Genomic DNA, 17,783 nt, shown 5'->3' with positions numbered 1-17,783 from the left:
GCGCATCTTCAATGGAAAGAACGGAAAACGACGCATGCTCTATAGAACCGCAGGACAGTTCAAGACGACTTACAAGGCCGACCAGGCGCTGTTTCCCGTCAGGCAGGATGCCGTGCTTCTGGCGATCATCCTGCTCTTTGCCTGGGTGATCTTTCCGCTGACCGCCAGCGAGTTCGCCTTTCAGACGCTGCTGATCCCGATCATGATCTACGCGCTGGCGGCGCTGGGGCTCAACATCCTGACCGGCTATGCCGGCCAGCTCAGCCTCGGCACCGCGGCCTTCATGGGGGTGGGCGCCTATGCCTGCTACAAGATGGTCACCCTGATGCCCTGGATGAACCCGATCCTGGCGATCCTGTTGTCGGGTATCTTCTCGGCCGGGGTCGGCGTGGCCTTTGGCATCCCGTCGCTGAGGATCAAGGGGTTCTACCTCGCGATTGCCACGTTGGCGGCGCAGTTCTTTCTGGTCTGGCTGTTCGAGAAATGGGCCTGGCTCTACAACTACAATGCCTCCGGCGCGATCCAGGTGCCCAATCTCGACATCTTCGGCATCTATGTCGCCGGGCCGCAGGCCTCTTCGGTGGTGCAGTATTTCGTGGTCCTGGGCATCGTCACCCTGCTCACCCTGCTCTGCATCAACCTGACCCGCGGCAATCTCGGACGGACCTGGAAGGCGACGCGCGACATGGACATCGCCGCCGAGCTGATCGGCATCAACCTGATGAAATCCAAGCTCACCGCCTTTGCGGTCTCGTCTTATGTGGTCGGCGTCGCCGGCGCGCTCTTTGTCTTCATGTGGCGCGGCGCGGCCGAGCCCAACCTGTTCGACATTCCTCTGAGCTTCCGCATCCTGTTCATCGCCATCATCGGCGGGCTGGGCTCGATCCTCGGCAACTACCTTGGCGCGATCCTGATCGTCGGGTTGCCGGTGGTGCTGGGCATCGTGCCCGAAGCCCTGGGCCTTCCGGTGTCCTCGGCCATGGTCGAGCACCTCAACATCATGATCGTCGGCGGGCTGATCATCTTCTTCCTGATCATCGAACCGCACGGGCTGGCCCGGCTCTGGGCGCTGATCCGCGAGAAACTCATTCTCTGGCCGTTCCCGCACTAGGGGCCGGCCCAATACCCAAAAACACAAGCAATCCATGGGAGGATACCAGATGAACCACTTTACCAAATGGGCCGCGGCGGCGGCGCTGGCCACGGCGGGCAGCGCGGCGCTGGCCGAGGGGCTCTTTACCCCGAACCTCAGCTACCGCACCGGCCCCTTCGCGGCCACCGGCATTCCGCTGATGAACGGCCAGGCCGATTACATGAACATGCTCAATGCCCGCGACGGCGGCATCGGCGGCGTGATGATCGACTTCGAGGAATGCGAGACCGGCTATTCCACCGAAAAAGGCGTGGAATGCTATGAAAAGACCAAGGGCAAGGCGATCGTGACCCAGCCCTGGTCGACCGGCATCACGCTTCAGGTGCTGCCCAAGACCAATGTCGACGAGATCCCGATCCTGGCGCCGGGCTACGGCTTTTCGCCGATGATGGACGGCAAGACCTTCCAGTGGGCCTTCAACACGCCGGCGGGCTATTGGGATGCGGCCGACATGATTGTGCAGTACCTCGAGGGCCAGGGCTCGCTCGACGGCAAGAAGATCGCCTTCCTGCACCTCGACCACCCCTATGGCAAGGAACCGCTGCCGCTGCTCGAGCGCATGGCCGAGGAGAAGGGTTTCGAGCTGGTGCCGATCCCGGTCGGTCTGAAAGAGATGCAGAACCAATCGGCGCAATGGCTGCAAATCCGCCGCGAACGCCCCGATTACGTGGTGATGTGGGGCTGGGGCGCGATGAACGCCGGCGCCATCACCGAAGCCGTCAAGACCAAGTTCCCGATGGAGAACATGGTGGGTGTCTGGTGGGCCGGGCATGATGCCGACCTCAAGATCGTCGGCGAAGACGGCAAGGGCTACAAGTCGATCTCCTGGTCCTTCCCGAACCTCGACGCGCCGGTGGTGGCCGACATCAAGACCCACGTTGTCGATGCCGGCAATTCCAAGTCGAATGAAGAAGAGATGGCCGGCGTGTTCTACAACCGCGGCATCATCATCTCGGCCATCCTCGCCGAAGGCATCCGCATGGCGCAGCAGGAATTCGACACCGGCGAGATCGACGCCAGCCAGCTACGCTGGGGGCTCGAGAACATCGACATGACCGAAGCGCGGATCAGCGAACTGGGCCTCGACGGCATGGTGCCGCCGTTCAAGACCTCCTGCGCCGACCACACCGGCAAGTCGGGTGGCTGGATGCTGGAATGGGACGGCGAGAAATTCGTCAAGGTCTCGGACCACCTGACGCCGAACACCGAGGCCTATGAGGCGCTGGTGGCCGAAAAAGCCGCCGAATACGCCGAGGCCAATGCGCCCTGGCCGGTGAACGACGCCTGCGAGATGTAAATCTCTCCTCTCCGGCGGCGGCGCCGACCGCTGCCGCCGGATCTGCGTATTTGTGAAAGAGAAGAAGATGCTGGACGCCGCACCGACCACAGCCCAATCCGAAGAGGCCCTGCTAGGCTCAGGATGCATTGATTTCGGCCGCACCGCGTGATTCACGGCTCTTAAAACGGAGCTGTGACATGAGCGATCTTTTCTGGCTGACCGACGCGCAGATGGCGCGTCTGAAGCCCTTCTTTCCGAAATCGCACGGAAAGCCGCGCGTTGACGACAAGCGTGTGTTGAGCGGCATAATCTTTATCAATCGTAATGGCTTGCGCTGGCGTGACGCTCCTGCCGCCTACGGCCCGCACAAGACGCTCTACAGCCGATGGAAGCGTTGGAGCGAGAAAGGCATCTTCGCGCGGATGATGGCGGGTCTGGCCGCCCTGCACGGCGAGAAGAATACAGTGATGATCGATGCGACCTACCTGAAGGCACATCGCACGGCGTCCAGCCTGGGCGTGAAAAAAGGGGGCGTGGTCGCCTGATCGGTCGCACCAAGGGCGGCATGAACACCAAACTGCACGCCATCTGCGACAGTCAGGGGCGCCCGCTCGACCTGTTCGTCACCGCCGGTCAGGTCAGCGATTACATCGGCGCGCGGGCATTGCTCAGCGGCCTTCCAAAAGTCAATTGGCTGCTCGGGGATCGCGGCTACGATGCCGACTGGTTCCGGGAAGCGTTGAAAGACAAAGGGATACGCGCCTGCATCCCAGGTCGAAAGCAACGCAAGACCCCGGTCAAATACGACAAGCGCCGATACAAGCGGCGCAACCGCATCGAGATCATGTTCGGAAGGCTCAAGGACTGGAGGCGCGTCGCGACCCGCTATGACCGCTGTCCAAAGGTATTCCTCTCTGCCATAGCCCTCGCAGCTATTGTCATCTATTGGTTATGAATCCTGACCCTAGAGGTCAACAATATCGAGGTGATCTACAATCACGTGATCCTGGTGCTCAAAGGCGTGTCGCTCACCGTGCCCAAGGGCGGGATCACCGCGCTTCTGGGCGGCAACGGGGCCGGCAAGACCACCACGCTCAAGGCCATTTCCAACCTGCTGCACTCCGAACGCGGCGAGGTCACCAAAGGCTCGATCAACTACAAGGGCGAAACGGTGCAGGGGCTCGACCCGGCCGCGCTGGTCAAGCGCGGGGTGATCCAGGTGATGGAAGGCCGGCATTGCTTCGAACATCTGACCGTCGAGGAAAACCTGCTGACCGGCGCCTATACGCGGCGGGACGGCAAGGGCGCGATCGAGGCCGATCTCGAGATGGTCTATTCCTATTTCCCGCGCCTCAAGGAACGGCGCCGCAGCCAGGCCGGCTATACTTCGGGCGGCGAGCAGCAGATGACGGCGATCGGCCGCGCGCTGATGAGCCGCCCCGAGACCATCCTGCTGGACGAGCCCTCGATGGGGCTGGCGCCGCAGCTGGTGGAGCAGATCTTCGAGATCGTGAAATCGGTCAACGAGAACGAGGGCGTCTCCTTCCTGCTGGCCGAGCAGAACACCAACGTGGCGCTGCGCTTTGCCCATTACGGCTACATTCTCGAGAGCGGCCGGGTGGTGATGGACGGTGCCGCAAAGGATCTGCGCGAGAATGCCGATGTGAAGGAATTCTATCTCGGCATGTCCGACGAGGGCCGCAAATCGTTCCGCGACGTACGCTCTTACCGCCGCCGCAAGCGCTGGCTGGCCTGACCACCACTCACGACCGCAGGCCGGGCTTCGGCCCGGCAGGCCGGCACGACACACCGACGCTATGCCGGGCCGACGCCCGGCCTGCGGAACCACGGCATTTGACCAAAGGATACCTTCGATGAGCCGCCATTTCGACGCCCTGGAAACCCGGACGCCCGAGGTGCGCCACGCCGCCCAGCGCGACGCGCTCAATGCGCAGCTGGCCCGCCACGGGATCGACCCGCTGAGCGACCTCTCGGGGCTGGCCCGCTTGCCGGTGCTGCGCAAATCCGACCTGGTGGCCCGGCAGAAGGCGCAGCGGCCCTTTGGCGGGTTGCCGGTGTCGAACCTGGCGCATGTCTTTCAGTCGCCCGGCCCGATCTATGAGCCCGGCGGGGTGAGCCACGACTGGTGGCGGATGGGCCGGTTCCTGCACGCCGCCGGCATCGGCGCGGGCGATATCGTGCAGAATTGTTTCGGCTATCACCTCACCCCGGCCGGCATGATCTTTGAAAACGGCGCCCGCGCGGTGGGCGCCGCCGTGCTGCCCGCCGGCACCGGCCAGACCGAGCTTCAGGCCCGCGCCGCACATGATCTGGGCATCACCGCCTATGCCGGCACGCCGGACTACCTCAAGGTGATCCTCGACAAGGCCGAGGCGCTGGGCCTGCCGCTCACGATCACCAAGGCGGCGGTCGGCGGCGGCGCGCTGTTTCCCTCGCTCCGGCAGGAATACGCCGATCGCGGCATCGCCTGCCTGCAATGTTATGCCACCGCCGACATCGGCAATATCGCCTATGAGAGCGACGCCCGGGAGGGCATGATCGTCGATGAGGGGGTGATCGTCGAGATCGTGACCCCGGGCACCGGCGACCCGGTTGCCGCGGGCGACGTCGGCGAGATCGTGGTCACCACGCTCAATCCCGACTATCCGCTGATCCGCTTTGCCACCGGCGACATGAGCGCCGTTCTGCCAGGCGCAAGCCCTTGTGGCCGCACGAATATGCGAATCAAGGGCTGGATGGGCCGGGCCGATCAGACCACCAAGATAAAGGGCATGTTCGTGCGGCCCGAACAGGTGGCCGAACTGGTGGCGCGGCACGACGAGGTGACCCGCGCCCGGGTGATCGCCGCCCGCGAGGGCGAGGCCGACAAGATGATCGTGCGGCTTGAAAGCGCCGCCGGCGACCCTAGCCTTTACGAGACATCCATCCGCGAGGTGCTCAAGCTGCGCGGTGCTGTCGAGCTTGTGAGGCCGGGTGAGCTTCCCAAGGATGGCATCGTGATCGAAGATACCCGCGTCTACGACTGATCCGGGAGGAATCACCATGTCCCTGTCCTTGACGCGCGCGCTGACGCATTCCGTGGCGCTTGCCGCCCTGCTTGTGGCGGGCCAGGTCTCGGCCGCCGATCTGGCGCTGGTTCTGGCCAATTGGGACTATCGCCGTCTCGACGATGCGCGCGACGCCCGCGACATCCGCGCCATTGGCCAGCGGCTCGAAGAGGTGGGGTTCGAGGTCATCAGCGACTACAACGCCGATGCCGATGACTTGCGCGAGGCCGCGGCCCGCTTTCGCGACCGCGCCCCGGAGGCCGACCGCGTGCTCATCGTGCTCGACGGGCATTTCGTCAGCACCGGCACCGACGCCTGGCTGCTGGGCACCGATGCGCGCGATGTGGGCCCGCTCAATCTCTCGGCCCAGGGGGTCTCGCTCACCGCGCTGGCCGATATCGCCGGCGCGGCGGCGGCGGGCCGCTCCGTCATTCTGGCCGGGCGCTCCGGCCAGCTCTCGCCGCAGGAGACCGGGTTGCGCAGCGGCACCCAGGGGATGACCCTGCCGCAGGGGGTGACCCTCGCCAGCGGCGCGACGGAATGGATGCGCTATGCGATCTTTGCCGGGCTGCTGCGCGAAGGCGTGAGCCTCGACGATGCGCTGTCACAGCTCTCGGCACGCGGATTTCTCAGCGATACCGTGGGCTTCACCGAAGGCAATATCGGGCCATCGCAGCCCGCCATCGACACTGAAGCGCTGCGCAGCCAGTCCGAAGAAGAAGGTTTCTGGGCGGCGATCAGCGCGCTGGGTACGGAAGAGGCCTTCGATCTCTACATCGACCGCCATCCCCGGGGCCGCTATGTCGGCGAGGCCAGGCGCCGGATTGCCGCGCTCGACGCCGAAGAGGCGAACCGCTGGCAGGCGGCAGAAGAGCGGCTGGACCTCACCCGCAACGACCGCCGCCAGATCCAGCGCGACCTGACCCTCCTGGGCTATGACACCCGCGGCATCGACGGCATCTTCGGTCGGGGCAGCCGCAGCGCCATCGAACACTGGCAGCGCGATCAGCGCCAGGAGGTCACCGGCTATCTCGACCGCCGCCAACTGCGTCAGATCACCGAGCAGGCCGCCGAACGCCGCGCCGAGCAGGCCGAAGCGATGCGCCGCGAAGAGGACCGGGTCTGGCAGGACACCGGTGCCGATGGCACCGAGGCGGGCCTGCGCGCCTATCTCGAACGCTATCCCGAGGGCCGCTATGCCGCCGATGCCCGCCGCCATCTCGATGAGATCGAGACCGCGCAGGCGGAAGAGCGCGCACGCGACGCAAGGCGCGCCTGGCGCGATGCCCGCGAACAGGACACCCTTGCGGGCTACGAGGCCTTTCTCGAGCGGTTCGGAAATTCGGAATTCGCCGATGCCGCGCGCAGTCGCATCGCCGAGATGCGCAATGACGACACCGACCGGCAGGTCGCGGCCGCCCGCGCCGAAGAGCGCGAGATCGTCACCAACACCGTGACCCGGCTGCTGGTGGAACAGCGTCTGATGGGGCTGGGCTACAGCCTCGGGATGGCCGATGGCAATTTCACCGATCAGACGCGGCGTGCGATCCGGCAATATCAGGAAGACCGTGGCATCTTTGTCAGCGGCTATGTCAGCAAGCGCACCGCCGCCTTCCTGCTGGCCGGCCGCTGAGGCCTGCTGCCACGCGCCCCGGCCGCCGCGCCGGGGCCTCGCGCCCTTTTTCCCCTCGCCCACTGGACGCTGGCCCGATCAGGCAATATCACCCGGATGACCGCAAGACGCCCAAGGGAACCCGCATATGTCGCGCTATGATGCCGCCTCGATCGAGGCGAAATGGCAGGAGGCCTGGACCGAGGCCGAATCCTTCACCGCCACGATGGAGGGCGGCAAGCCGAAATACTACGTGCTCGAGATGTTCCCCTACCCCTCGGGCAAGCTGCACATGGGCCATGTGCGCAACTACACCATGGGTGACGTGATCGCCCGTTACAAGATTTCCACCGGCCACAACGTGCTGCACCCGATGGGCTTCGACGCCTTCGGCATGCCGGCCGAAAATGCCGCCATGGCCAGCGGCGGCCACCCCAAGGACTGGACCTATTCCAACATCGACGACATGGTCGAACAGATGAAGCCGCTGGGCCTCTCGCTCGACTGGTCGCGGATGTTTGCCACCTGCGACCCCGAGTACTACGGCCAGCAGCAGGCGCTGTTCCTGGATTTCCTCGATCAGGGTCTGGTTTATCGCAAGAACGCCGTGGTCAACTGGGATCCGGTCGACATGACGGTGCTGGCCAACGAACAGGTCGAGGACGGCAAGGGCTGGCGCTCGGGCGCCGAAGTCGAGCGGCGCGAGCTGACGCAGTGGTTCTTCCGCATCTCCGACATGGCCGAAGAGCTGCTTGACGCCATCGACGGGCTGGATGACTGGCCGGCCAAGGTCAAGCTGATGCAGCAGAACTGGATCGGCCGCTCGCGCGGCTTGCAGTTTGCCTTTGGCCTCACCGAAGGCCCCGAGGGCTTCGACCGGGTCGAGGTCTATACCACCCGCCCCGACACCCTGCTCGGCGCGTCCTTCCTGGGCATTTCGCCCGACCATCCGCTGGCCAGGGCGCTGGAAAAGGACAACCCCGAAATCGCTGCTTTCTGCGCCGAATGTCGCAAGGGCGCGACCACTGAGGAAGCGTTGGAAAAGGCCGAGAAGAAGGGCTTTGACACCGGGCTGACCGTGCGCCACCCGTTCGACACCGCCTGGGATCTGCCGGTCTATATCGCCAATTTCATCCTGATGGATTACGGCACCGGCGCGATCTTCGGCTGCCCGGCGCATGACGCCCGCGATCTCGAGTTCGCCCGCAAGTACGAGCTGCCGGTGACCTCGGTCTTTGCCTCGGCCGAGGACGAGGGCCGCACCATGCCGGAAGACGGCGGCGAAGCCTATGTGCCGCCGAAGTCGGAGCGGGTGATCTATGTGCGCGGCTTCGCCGGCGAGACCGAACAGACCGGCGAAGCAGGTATCGACGCCGCCATCGCCTTTTGCGAGGACAACGGCGTCGGCCAGGGCGTGACCAAGTTCCGCCTGCGCGACTGGGGCCTGTCGCGCCAGCGCTACTGGGGCTGCCCAATCCCGGTGGTGCATTGCGAGGCCTGCGGCGTGGTGCCGGAGAAAAAGGAAAACCTGCCCGTCGAGCTGCCTTATGACGTCAGCTTCGACACGCCGGGCAATCCGCTCGACCGGCACCCGACCTGGCGCGACTGCGCCTGCCCCGCCTGTGGCCGGCCCGCCAAGCGCGAAACCGACACGATGGATACTTTCGTCGACAGCTCGTGGTATTTTGCCCGTTTTACCGCACCGCACGCCGACACGCCCACCGACCTGGCGGCGGCGCAATACTGGATGAACGTCGATCAGTACATCGGCGGCATCGAGCATGCGATCCTGCACCTGCTCTATTCGCGCTTCTTTGCCCGCGCCATGCACATCACCGGGCATCTGCCGGAAAGCGCCAAGGAGCCGTTCAACGCGCTCTTTACCCAGGGCATGGTGACCCATGCGATTTATCAGACCCGGGATGCCAACGGCCGACCGGTATATCATTACCCGGCGGATGTGGAGGAGCGTGACGGCGCAGTCGTTGTCCGCGCCACCGGCGAAGCGGTCGAGGTGGTGCCTTCGGCCAAGATGTCGAAATCCAAGAACAACGTGGTCGACCCGGCCGAGATCGTTGCCAACTTCGGCGCCGATACCGCGCGCTGGTTCGTGCTGTCGGACAGCCCGCCGGAGCGCGACGTGGAATGGACCGCCGCCGGCGCCGAGGCCGCCGCCCGCCACCTTGCGCGCGTCCACCGCATCGCCAGCGACGCCGCCGCCTCCGAGGATGGCCCGCAGGCCGGGGACGAGGCGCTGCTGAAAGAGATGCACAAGGCGATCCGCGATGTGACCCTGGGCATCGAGAGCTTTGGTTTCAACGCCGCCATCGCCCGGCTTTACGCCTTTACCAACACGCTTGCCAAATCCAAGGCCGGCGGCGAGGCGAAACGCGCGGCGACCCGCGCCCTGGCCCAGCTGATGGCGCCGATGACGCCGCATCTGTCCGAAGAGATCTGGTCGCTGCTCGGTGGCAAGGGGCTGGTGATCGCGGCCGCTTGGCCGCAGGCCGACGAGGCGATGCTGGTGGAAAACGCCGTCACCCTGCCGATCCAGATCAACGGCAAGCGGCGGGCGGAAATCAGCGTTGCCACCGATGCTTCGAAGGAAGAGGTTGAAAAACTCGCGCTCGGCCATCACGCTGTGGTCAAGGCGCTGGAAGGCAGCGCGCCGAAGAAGGTGATCGTGGTGCCGGGGCGGATCGTGAATGTGGTTGTCTGACCGACGCAGCCTGCTTTTCGGCGCGGCGGCCGCGATGACGCTGGCGGGCTGCGGTTTCGCGCCGGCCTATGGCACCGGCGGCGGCGCCAGCCGGTTGCAGAACGCCCTGCGCATCGAGGAACCCGACAGCCAGAACGCCTATTTCGTCACCCGCCGGATCGAGGAACGTCTCGGCGCCGGCGGGGCGTCGGCACCCTATGAGCTCGACCTGATCGTCAGTTTGAACGAAGAGAGCTCGGCCAGCACCTCCGATGGCGCGCTGACCCGCTATCAGGTGCTGGGCCGCGTCACCTATGCGCTGCGCCGCACCGGCGGGACCGAAGTGCTCGACACCAACACCGTGCGCCATTTCACCGGCTATTCCGCCTCGGGCTCTACCGTTGCCACCTTGCAGGCCAAGCGCGACGCCGAAGAGCGGATGATGGTGATCCTCGCCGATCGGGTGGTGCAGGAGCTGGTGCTGGCCGCACCTGATCTCTAAGCCATGAAACTCTCGCCCCGCGAAGCCCCCGGCTATTTCGCCAAGCCCGATCCGCGCCGCACCGGGCTTTTGATCTATGGCCCCGACGGCATGCGCGTGGCGCTGAAACGGCAAGAGGTGATCGCCGCACTGATCGGCCCCGAGGGCGAGGCCGAGATGCGCCTGAGCCGCATTCCCGGCGGCGATCTGCGCAAGGAACCGACGCTGCTGATTGATGCGGTCAAGGCGATCGGCTTCTTTCCCGGCCCGCGCGTCGCCTTTGTCGAAGAGGCCACCGACGTGGCAGCGCCGGCGATCCTGGCCGCGCTCGAGGATTGGGCCGAGGGCGATGCCCAGATCGTCGTCACCGCCGGCCAGCTCAAGGCGACCTCCAAAATCCGCAAGGCCTTCGAGGCCCATCCCAACGCCTATGCCGCCGTGATCTATGATGATCCGCCTTCGCGCGCCGAGATCGAGGCCGAGCTGAACCGCGCCGGCGTGACCGTCGGAGGCGCCGCGATGGAAGATATCACCACGCTGTCCCGCGCGCTCGATCCCGGCGATTTCCGTCAGACGCTGGAAAAGCTCGCGCTCTACAAACACGGCGACAGCAGCGCCGTCACACCAGAGGATGTGGCCGCCGTCGCCCCGGCCTCGACCGAGGCCGAGCTGGACGATGTGCTCAATATCGTGGCCGAGGCCAAGACCCGCGAAATCGGCCCGATGCTGTCGCGGCTCGCGGCGCAGGGCACCCAGCCTGTGGGGCTGGTGATCGCCGCGATGCGCCACTTTCGCGCGCTGCATGCCGCCGCAAGCCATCCAGATGGCGCCGCCCGCGGCATCGCCGCCATGCGTCCGCCGATCTTTGGCCCGCGCCGCGACCGGATGACCCGCCAGGCCAGCGCCTGGGGCGCGCACCGGCTGGATCAGGCGATCTCCCTGCTCACCGACACCGATCTGCAACTGCGCTCGGCCGGCCAGAACGCGCCGGCCATGGCGCTGGTCGAGCGTATGCTGATCCGCCTTGCCATGCTCGGCGCCAGTCGCTGAAGCCTGGCGCGGCCCATCCTGCCCGGGCCGGGCGAAAACCGGTTGCGGCCCGGCCGGGCCTGGGCCTAATCTCGCCACGATCAGAGGGAGACCCAGCCATGTATACCGTGATCGGCGGCGTCGCCAGCCGCACCTTTCGCGTGCTCTGGATGCTCGAGGAACTGGGCGCGGATTATGAACATCGGCCCGCCAGCCCGCATGCCGAAGAGGTCACGGCGCATTCAGTCTCGGGCAAAATCCCGGTGCTGCTCGACGGTGATGCGGCGCTGACCGACTCCACCGCCATCCTCACCTATCTCGCCGACAAACACGGCGCCCTCACCTACCCCGCCGGCAGCCTCGAGCGCGCCCGGCAGGATGCCGTCACCTTTGCCGTGCTCGATGAATTGGACAGCCTGCTCTGGACCGCCGCCCGGCACAGTTTCGTCCTGCCCGAAGATCAGCGCGTGCCGGCCGTCAAGGAAAGCCTGAAAGCCGAATATGCCCGCAATCTCGCCCGCCTGACCGACCGCGTGGCCGGGCCGTTTGTGATGGGAGCGCGGATGACCGTGCCCGATATCGTGCTGACCCATTGCTGCAATTGGGCAATTTCGGCGAAGTTCCCCGACCCGGACAAACGACTTGCCCCGTATCTCTCACGAATGCGGGCGCGTCCGGCATTCGGACGCGCCCGTGCATTGAGTAAACCGGTCGGCTGACCCGCGGCTCAGTAGGCCATGACGTCGGCAAAGACGTGACGCACGATGTCCTCGCGGCGCAGGCCACGGGCTTCGAGCTCTGCATCCGACAGGCTGTTGAGGTAGTTGACGCGGCGCATGCGGCTGTTGCTTTCGCTGATGCTGATCAGGAAATCCAGAATCCGCGCAAAGATGCCGGGCCGGGTGTCAGCGATATTGGTCGTGAGCTGTGCCATGATATCTGTCCTTTTCTCGTCGGGGTGACGCTGTCATGGAAGATATATTGTGCAGGTGCAGCATTTTGACCAGTGTTACCGCCGAAACCCCGCCTTGCGACCGGCGCATAGCGCGCCCGACGCCCGCCACATGGCAGCCTGAACCGGTTTGGGCGGCCCCTCTGTGGCACCAATGCGCCAAGTGCTTGAAAATAAATCACCAAGCCAGTGGCCCGGTGCGATTTTCTTGACAGATCTGCCACGCCCATGCACACTTGAGGATAGCAGACCCACGTAAAATCAACTTTCCCGTCTGTCCCGGCTCTTGTCTCCTCCCCAGGCGCCGGTTTCGGCCGCCTTATGCCGGCCCGCAGGCGGGATCAAAACAGCCTCTTTCGCGGGGCTGTTTTGATGTCAGGGGACCGGTTGCCGAAAAAGCGTTGCGGGACCAAGGCGCTGACAGGGCTCAGGGAAAGGGGTGGGCCAGAATAGGCCACCCGAAAATGCTCGAAATGACGACCAGTACAATTTGTCCCGGGGATGGGCTCAATAACACGCCCCGGATACCCGATCCGCGTGACAGGCGCATGACACCGGCCAGCCTGGTCACCCTTGGCTGTCGCGCCGCCAACCATCCGCGAAATCCACCCGCGCGACCCCGGCCAGGCGTGCCACCCGCGCCAGCTCTGCCTCGAGCCGGGCGCTGCGGCCGGCCCCGAACCGCACCCCCGGCTCCGGCCAGAGCGCGGTGACATTGAGCACGCCGGCCTTGCGGTCGGCCTTCATGTCGATGCGCCCGACCAGCAGGTCGCCCTCGAGCAGAGGAAAGACGTAATAGCCATAGCGCCGCTTGGCCTCGGGCACGAAGACCTCGATCCGGTAGTGAAAGCCGAACAGCCGTTCGGCCCGCTTGCGGTCGCGCAGCGCCGGGTCGAAGGGGCTGAGCACCCGCAAGCGGCCGCCGGGTTCGGGCGCGGCCGCGGCCTCGGCCCGCACCTCCGGCGCGGCGAAATGCACCCGCTCGGCCCCGTCCGCGCCGGCGATCGCCACCTCGGCAATCTCGCCCCGCGCCAGGGCCGCGGCACACCAGGCCCGGGCCTCGTCCCTGGTCACGATATCCCAGAAATCCGCCAGCTCGCCAGCGGTGGCAAAGCCCAGCCGGGCCAGCGCCCCCCGCATCAGCCATGCCACGGTCTCCGCCTCGTCCCATGCCGCCGCGCGCAGCGCTTCGGGCACCACCCGCTCCGACAGGTCGTAGAACTTGCGAAACCCCGACCGGTGGCAGATCTCCAGCGTGCCGCTGCGCCAGAGATATTCCAGTGCGGTCTTGGCCGGATGCCAATCCCACCAGCCGCCGGCCTTGCGCGGCGTGTCGGGGCCGAGATCGTTGCTGCACACCGGTCCGCGCTCGCGGATCATCGCCAGCACCCGGTCGAACTCGGTCTGAAACTCGTGCCGCTGCCAGACCCGGTAACGCTGCGCCAGCCGCGCGGCATCGCGCCGGCGCTTCAGCGCCCAGGCCGGGTAAAACGCCATCGGGATCACCGCCGCATCATGCGTCCAATGCTCGAACAGCGCTCGGCCCTCGACCAGCCGGCCCAGGTTTTCCGGCCGGTAGCGCGGTCGCCGGGCAAAGAGGATCAGGTCGTGGGCGCGGGCGACGGTGTTGATCGAATCGAGCTGCACGAAACCCAGCCGCCCAATCACCGCTTCCAGCGCCGCGCCATGGCCCGGCCCGCCCGGTGCCTCTGCCAGCCCGTGCCGGTCGAGAAACAGCCGGCGGGCGGTTCTGTTGTCGAGCTTCAGCATCGCGGCCCGCAGTCCCGGCCGGTGACAGCCCTGCCCGGGGCTTCTTCTGTTCGAAGATACCGCGGGGGAATCCTGCGAGGGCGGGGGCAGAGCCCCCCTGCCCGGCCTGCGCCGCGTCCGGTCAATAGCGCTTCAGGGTGTCGCCGAAGCTGATCGTCGGCGTCATCTCGAAGACCCGCTCTTCGGTGCCGCCGCCATCAAGCCGTTCGACCAGGATCTGCGCCGCCCGCGTGCCAATGTCGCGGCGGCAGGCATCCATCGTGGCCAGCTGGCGCGGCAACCCCTGCAACAGCTCGACCCCGTTGAAGCCGGCCAGCCCGATGCGGCCGGGAATGTCATAGCCCGCCTCCATCAGCCACAACAGCCCGCCAGCGCCGATCATGTCATTGGAATAATAAAGGAAATCGAGATCCGGTGAGCGCTCCATCATGGCCTTGGTCATCTCGCGCCCCTTGGCCAGGGCCGAGCCGCCGGAATAGAACTCCTGATCCATGATCTCGACGCCGTTGCGCGCCAGTTCCTCGGTAAAGCCTTCGAAGCGCTTCCTTGCGCGATGATCCAGCGGCATCTTGGTGCCCATGAAGCCGATGTTCTCATAGCCCTGCTTGAGGATCGCCTTGGCGATCTGGCGTCCGGCCCGGCGGTGCGAAATGCCCACTGCGGCGTCGATCGGAATGCCGTCGGTGTCCATGATCTCGATCACCGGAATGCCCGAGGCCTTGAGCATGGCGCGCGAGGCATCCGAACGTTCCAGCCCGGCGATGATCACCCCCGAGGGCCGCCAGGACAGCATCTCGAAGAGCACTCGCTCTTCCTTTTCCGGCATGTAGTCGGTGACGCCCACCACCGGCTGCAAGTCGGTCTCTTCCAGCACCGCGCTGATCGCGCTCAGCACCTCGGGAAAGACCATATTGCTGAGCGAGGGGATGATCACCGCCACCAGGTTGACCCGCTGGCTGGCCAGCGCGCCGGCGATCTTGTTGGGCACGTAGCCCAGCTGCTTGGCGGTGGCGAGCACCTTTTCGCGGGTGGCGGCGCTGACGTCGCCGCGGTTGCGCAGCACCCGGCTCACCGTCATCTCGGAAACCCCCGAGGCTTCGGACACGTCGCGAAGCGTCAGCGGGCGGTTATGCTCTGAGGTCACTTGGATATTCCCGATTGATCTGACGCCAGACTAGGCGCTCCGCCAAGGGTGTTCAAGTTCGCCCGCACGCCGGGGCAAGCAAAGTATGCGGCCGCCGCCTCGCGATGCGGCGCCGCCGGCCCAGGCTGGCGCCAGGCCGCAGAACGACCCGCCGGCCACAACCGCGCCGCGTCTTTTCCAAACGGTGGCTTTCCGGGCTGACAGCGGCTGCCGGAGCGGTTATGTCAGGCGCTGTACGGCCCCGTGGCTCAACTGGATAGAGCAGCCCCCTCCTAAGGGGCAGGTTGCAGGTTCGAATCCTGCCGGGGTCGCCAAAATCACCTGACTTTATGCCCCGGAAAAAGACGATTTATCCAGTGCCTTCGCTGATTGTCTGAGGGGGGCAGAAAACGGTCCTTCCGTCCTTGCGTGTGCACGGAAAATGACTGCGATTTCCCTTTCGGTGCAGAGTGATTTTTTCCGGCTCTGCGATGCAGAAACAACCGGCATCCGCCCAACTGTTTGCGGCTTCAGCTATCAGCTCCTGAACCTCGGTGTGAACAGGAACACGCCCGAGCCCGATCACGTCAACGAGGGTCTCACTGGCTTCAGATCGGATCGGGGCCGGTATAGGTCCAGCGATAGGCAGGCGGGGTCGGTCCCTTGTTGCGCCCGCCCTGGTTCATCTGTTCCCAGGCATGGGCGATCACCCCGACCGAGCGTGACAGGCAGAACAATCCGCGCGCCAGTGGGCCGGCAAAGCCGAGTTCTGCATAGATTACCGCCGTCGCGCCGTCGATGTTCATCGGCACCGGGCTGCCTTTGCGATCGTTGAGCACCGTCTGGACGGTGCGGCCGATGGCGGCGTATCGCCCGCTGACCGTTCCGGCCGCGGCAGCCTCGTCCACCAAGCCCAACAGGCGCGGCGCGCGCGGGTCTTCGGGCTTGTGAAACCGGTGGCCGAAGCCCGGGATAAATTTGCCGCGCTCGGCCTGCCAGCGGTCGACCATCTGCGGCACCGCAGCATCCAGAGGCTGGCCCGCCTGAACGGCCGCATCGATCCAGCCGTAGAATTCCACCGCCTGCTCGCCGGCCCCGCCATGGACATCATCCAGCATGTTCACCGCCGAGGCCATGGCCCCGTTGAGTCCGAGCCCGCAGGTCACCGCCATGCGGGCGGTCGCGATCGAAGGCGCCTGAGGCCCGTGATCGACCGCCGCGACCAATGCGCATTCCAGCAGACGCGCCTGCGCCTCGGTGGGCAGGTCGCCCCGCGTCAGCAACCAGATCATCTGCGGGAAGGTCACGGCGCCGATCAGTTCCTCGACCGGATGGCCGCGAAACCGGATCTGGCCGGGCGCCATGTCGATGATCTCGGTCGTCCACCAGTCAGAGACGTCATTGCTGTCTCGGGTCATATCGCGCCATCCTCTTGCAATGTATCGATGTCCTCGGTGGTAAGGCCAAGCTCCTGCCAGATCTCGGCGTTGTGCTGGCCCAGTTCCGGCGGCGGGGTCTCGACCGCGGGCGCCGCGCCGTCAAGCTTGATGCCGGTCGTGGCCACCTGGATATCGCGCCCCACGCCGGGCACATCCGCATAGCTGTGCAGAAACCCCCGGTCGGCCACCTGCGGCATGGCCAGGATTTCCGGCACGGTCAGCACCGCACCCGCCGGCACGCCGATCCGGTTCAATTCCTTGGCCCAGTCGCGGGCCGGCCGGGTTTTCAGCACGGTTTCCAGCTCGGCCTTCAGCGCCCGGCGGTTGGCCTTGCGCGCCTCCCGGCTGGCATATTCGGGCCGCGCGCAAAGATGCGACAACCCCAGATGCCCGGCCAGCAACTGCCATTGCTCGTCCTTGTTGGCGGCGATGTTGATCAGGCCTTCGCCGGCTTCGAAGGCCCCGGAAGGGGCAGAGGTGGGGTTCTCGTTGCCATGGGCCAGAGGCTCCACCCCGGCGATCAGGTAGTTGGAGACCACCCAGCCCATCGTTGCCAGCACCGATTCCAGCATCGAGACGTCGATCATGCTGCCCCGGGGCGTGGCATTGAGCGCGGCGGAAATGGCAAAGGCGGCGGTGATGCCGCCGACGGTATCGGCCACCGGATAGCCGACGCGCAGCGGCGCGCTTTCGCTGTCGCCGGTGATCGACATGACCCCCGAGGCGCCCTGCACGATCTGGTCATAGGCCGGGCGATGCACCCAGGGACCATCCTGCCCGAAGCCCGAGATCGCACAATAGATCAGGTGCGGGTTCACCGCTTTCAGCGCGTCATATCCGACGCCCAGACGGGTCATCACGCCGGGGCGAAAGTTCTCGACCACCACATCGGCGGTCGCCACGAGGCGCAGGAACAGCGCCTTTCCCTCCGGGTGCTTGAGATTGACGGTCACCGATTTCTTGCCGGCGTTCTGGGCCAGAAAGGACACCCCCATGCCGCTGGCATTCAGCTCCGGGTCGGCCCCCAGCTGCCGCGCAAGGTCGCCGCGGCCCCTGGCCTCGACCTTGATCACCTCGGCACCCATATGCGCCAGGTGGTGGCAACAGAACGGGCCGGCCAGCACATTGGTCAAATCGAGCACGCGAATGCCCTCTAGCGGTTTGCTCATGGCCTCTCCC

The 17,783-nt window shown here is 65.7% G+C and carries 15 protein-coding genes and 1 tRNA gene; 11 read left to right on the top strand and 5 right to left on the bottom strand.

Features of this window, described 5'->3' with window-relative positions; genetic code table 11:
* Positions 1 to 34 precede the first annotated feature (34 nt).
* The 10 genes from AC0J5K_RS00470 (at position 35) to AC0J5K_RS00425 (ending at position 12,039) form a co-directional block, all read left to right on the top strand.
* Positions 35 to 1,111 carry a branched-chain amino acid ABC transporter permease gene (locus tag AC0J5K_RS00470; RefSeq protein ID WP_048529025.1) on the top strand — a complete coding sequence of 359 codons (1,077 nt, stop codon included), beginning with the start codon at positions 35 to 37 and terminating at the stop codon, positions 1,109 to 1,111.
* Positions 1,112 to 1,160: 49 nt separating this feature from the next.
* Complete coding sequence (locus AC0J5K_RS00465) at positions 1,161 to 2,450, top strand: ABC transporter substrate-binding protein (RefSeq protein WP_048529023.1); 1,290 nt, start codon at positions 1,161 to 1,163, stop codon at positions 2,448 to 2,450.
* Positions 2,451 to 2,629: 179 nt separating this feature from the next.
* Positions 2,630 to 3,387 (top strand): IS5 family transposase gene (locus AC0J5K_RS00460; RefSeq protein ID WP_420398465.1). Its coding sequence is split into 2 segments (ribosomal slippage): positions 2,630 to 2,966 and positions 2,966 to 3,387, totalling 759 coding nucleotides; the frame shifts between segments, so codons are not numbered across the junction.
* Complete coding sequence (locus AC0J5K_RS00455; protein WP_473009885.1) at positions 3,388 to 4,188, top strand: ABC transporter ATP-binding protein; 801 nt, start codon at positions 3,388 to 3,390, stop codon at positions 4,186 to 4,188.
* A gap of 118 nt (positions 4,189 to 4,306) precedes the next feature.
* Positions 4,307 to 5,479, top strand: a complete 1,173-nt coding sequence (locus AC0J5K_RS00450) for a phenylacetate--CoA ligase family protein (RefSeq protein ID WP_074837447.1) — start codon at positions 4,307 to 4,309, stop codon at positions 5,477 to 5,479.
* A 16-nt stretch (positions 5,480 to 5,495) separates the two neighbouring features.
* Positions 5,496 to 7,133, top strand: a complete 1,638-nt coding sequence (locus tag AC0J5K_RS00445; RefSeq protein ID WP_274562159.1) for a peptidoglycan-binding protein — start codon at positions 5,496 to 5,498, stop codon at positions 7,131 to 7,133.
* A 127-nt stretch (positions 7,134 to 7,260) separates the two neighbouring features.
* Positions 7,261 to 9,831: a leucine--tRNA ligase gene (gene leuS, locus AC0J5K_RS00440; protein ID WP_274562158.1), complete on the top strand. Its 2,571-nt coding sequence runs from the start codon at positions 7,261 to 7,263 to the stop codon at positions 9,829 to 9,831.
* Complete coding sequence (gene lptE / locus AC0J5K_RS00435) at positions 9,818 to 10,312, top strand: LPS assembly lipoprotein LptE (protein WP_274562156.1); 495 nt, start codon at positions 9,818 to 9,820, stop codon at positions 10,310 to 10,312. Before leuS ends, lptE begins: the two co-directional genes overlap by 14 nt.
* Before the next feature lie 3 nt (positions 10,313 to 10,315).
* Positions 10,316 to 11,341: a DNA polymerase III subunit delta gene (gene holA / locus AC0J5K_RS00430; protein WP_274562154.1), complete on the top strand. Its 1,026-nt coding sequence runs from the start codon at positions 10,316 to 10,318 to the stop codon at positions 11,339 to 11,341.
* A gap of 98 nt (positions 11,342 to 11,439) precedes the next feature.
* On the top strand, positions 11,440 to 12,039 hold the full coding sequence (locus AC0J5K_RS00425) for a glutathione S-transferase family protein (RefSeq protein ID WP_274562153.1): 600 nt from the start codon (positions 11,440 to 11,442) through the stop codon (positions 12,037 to 12,039).
* An 8-nt stretch (positions 12,040 to 12,047) separates the two neighbouring features.
* Here AC0J5K_RS00425 and AC0J5K_RS00420 read toward each other — a convergent pair whose 3' ends face one another.
* The 3 genes from AC0J5K_RS00420 to AC0J5K_RS00410 all read right to left on the bottom strand — a co-directional run bounded on the left by AC0J5K_RS00420 (position 12,048) and on the right by AC0J5K_RS00410 (position 15,186).
* On the bottom strand, positions 12,048 to 12,254 hold the full coding sequence (locus AC0J5K_RS00420; RefSeq protein ID WP_048529008.1) for a hypothetical protein: 207 nt from the start codon (positions 12,252 to 12,254) through the stop codon (positions 12,048 to 12,050).
* 585 nt (positions 12,255 to 12,839) lie between these two features.
* The gene (locus AC0J5K_RS00415) at positions 12,840 to 14,042 is read right to left on the bottom strand and encodes a winged helix-turn-helix domain-containing protein (RefSeq protein ID WP_274562150.1); all 1,203 of its coding nucleotides are present in this window, start codon (positions 14,040 to 14,042) and stop codon (positions 12,840 to 12,842) included.
* 121 nt (positions 14,043 to 14,163) lie between these two features.
* Entirely contained in the window at positions 14,164 to 15,186 is a 1,023-nt protein-coding gene (locus AC0J5K_RS00410; RefSeq protein ID WP_048529004.1) for a LacI family DNA-binding transcriptional regulator, read from the bottom strand.
* A gap of 237 nt (positions 15,187 to 15,423) precedes the next feature.
* Between AC0J5K_RS00410 and AC0J5K_RS00405 the strand changes: the two genes are divergently transcribed.
* Positions 15,424 to 15,500, top strand: a tRNA-Arg gene (locus AC0J5K_RS00405).
* A gap of 273 nt (positions 15,501 to 15,773) precedes the next feature.
* Here the strand turns inward: AC0J5K_RS00405 and AC0J5K_RS00400 are convergent.
* Together AC0J5K_RS00400 and AC0J5K_RS00395 are read right to left on the bottom strand one after the other, a co-directional pair.
* Positions 15,774 to 16,583, bottom strand: a complete 810-nt coding sequence (locus tag AC0J5K_RS00400) for a citryl-CoA lyase (protein ID WP_048529002.1) — start codon at positions 16,581 to 16,583, stop codon at positions 15,774 to 15,776.
* Positions 16,580 to 17,773: a CaiB/BaiF CoA transferase family protein gene (locus AC0J5K_RS00395; protein WP_274562142.1), complete on the bottom strand. Its 1,194-nt coding sequence runs from the start codon at positions 17,771 to 17,773 to the stop codon at positions 16,580 to 16,582. Before AC0J5K_RS00395 ends, AC0J5K_RS00400 begins: the two co-directional genes overlap by 4 nt.
* Positions 17,774 to 17,783: the final 10 nt, after the last annotated feature.

This window comes from Marinovum sp. E3 (assembly GCF_055755275.1).
This window is presented reverse-complemented; position numbering and strand designations above follow the sequence as displayed.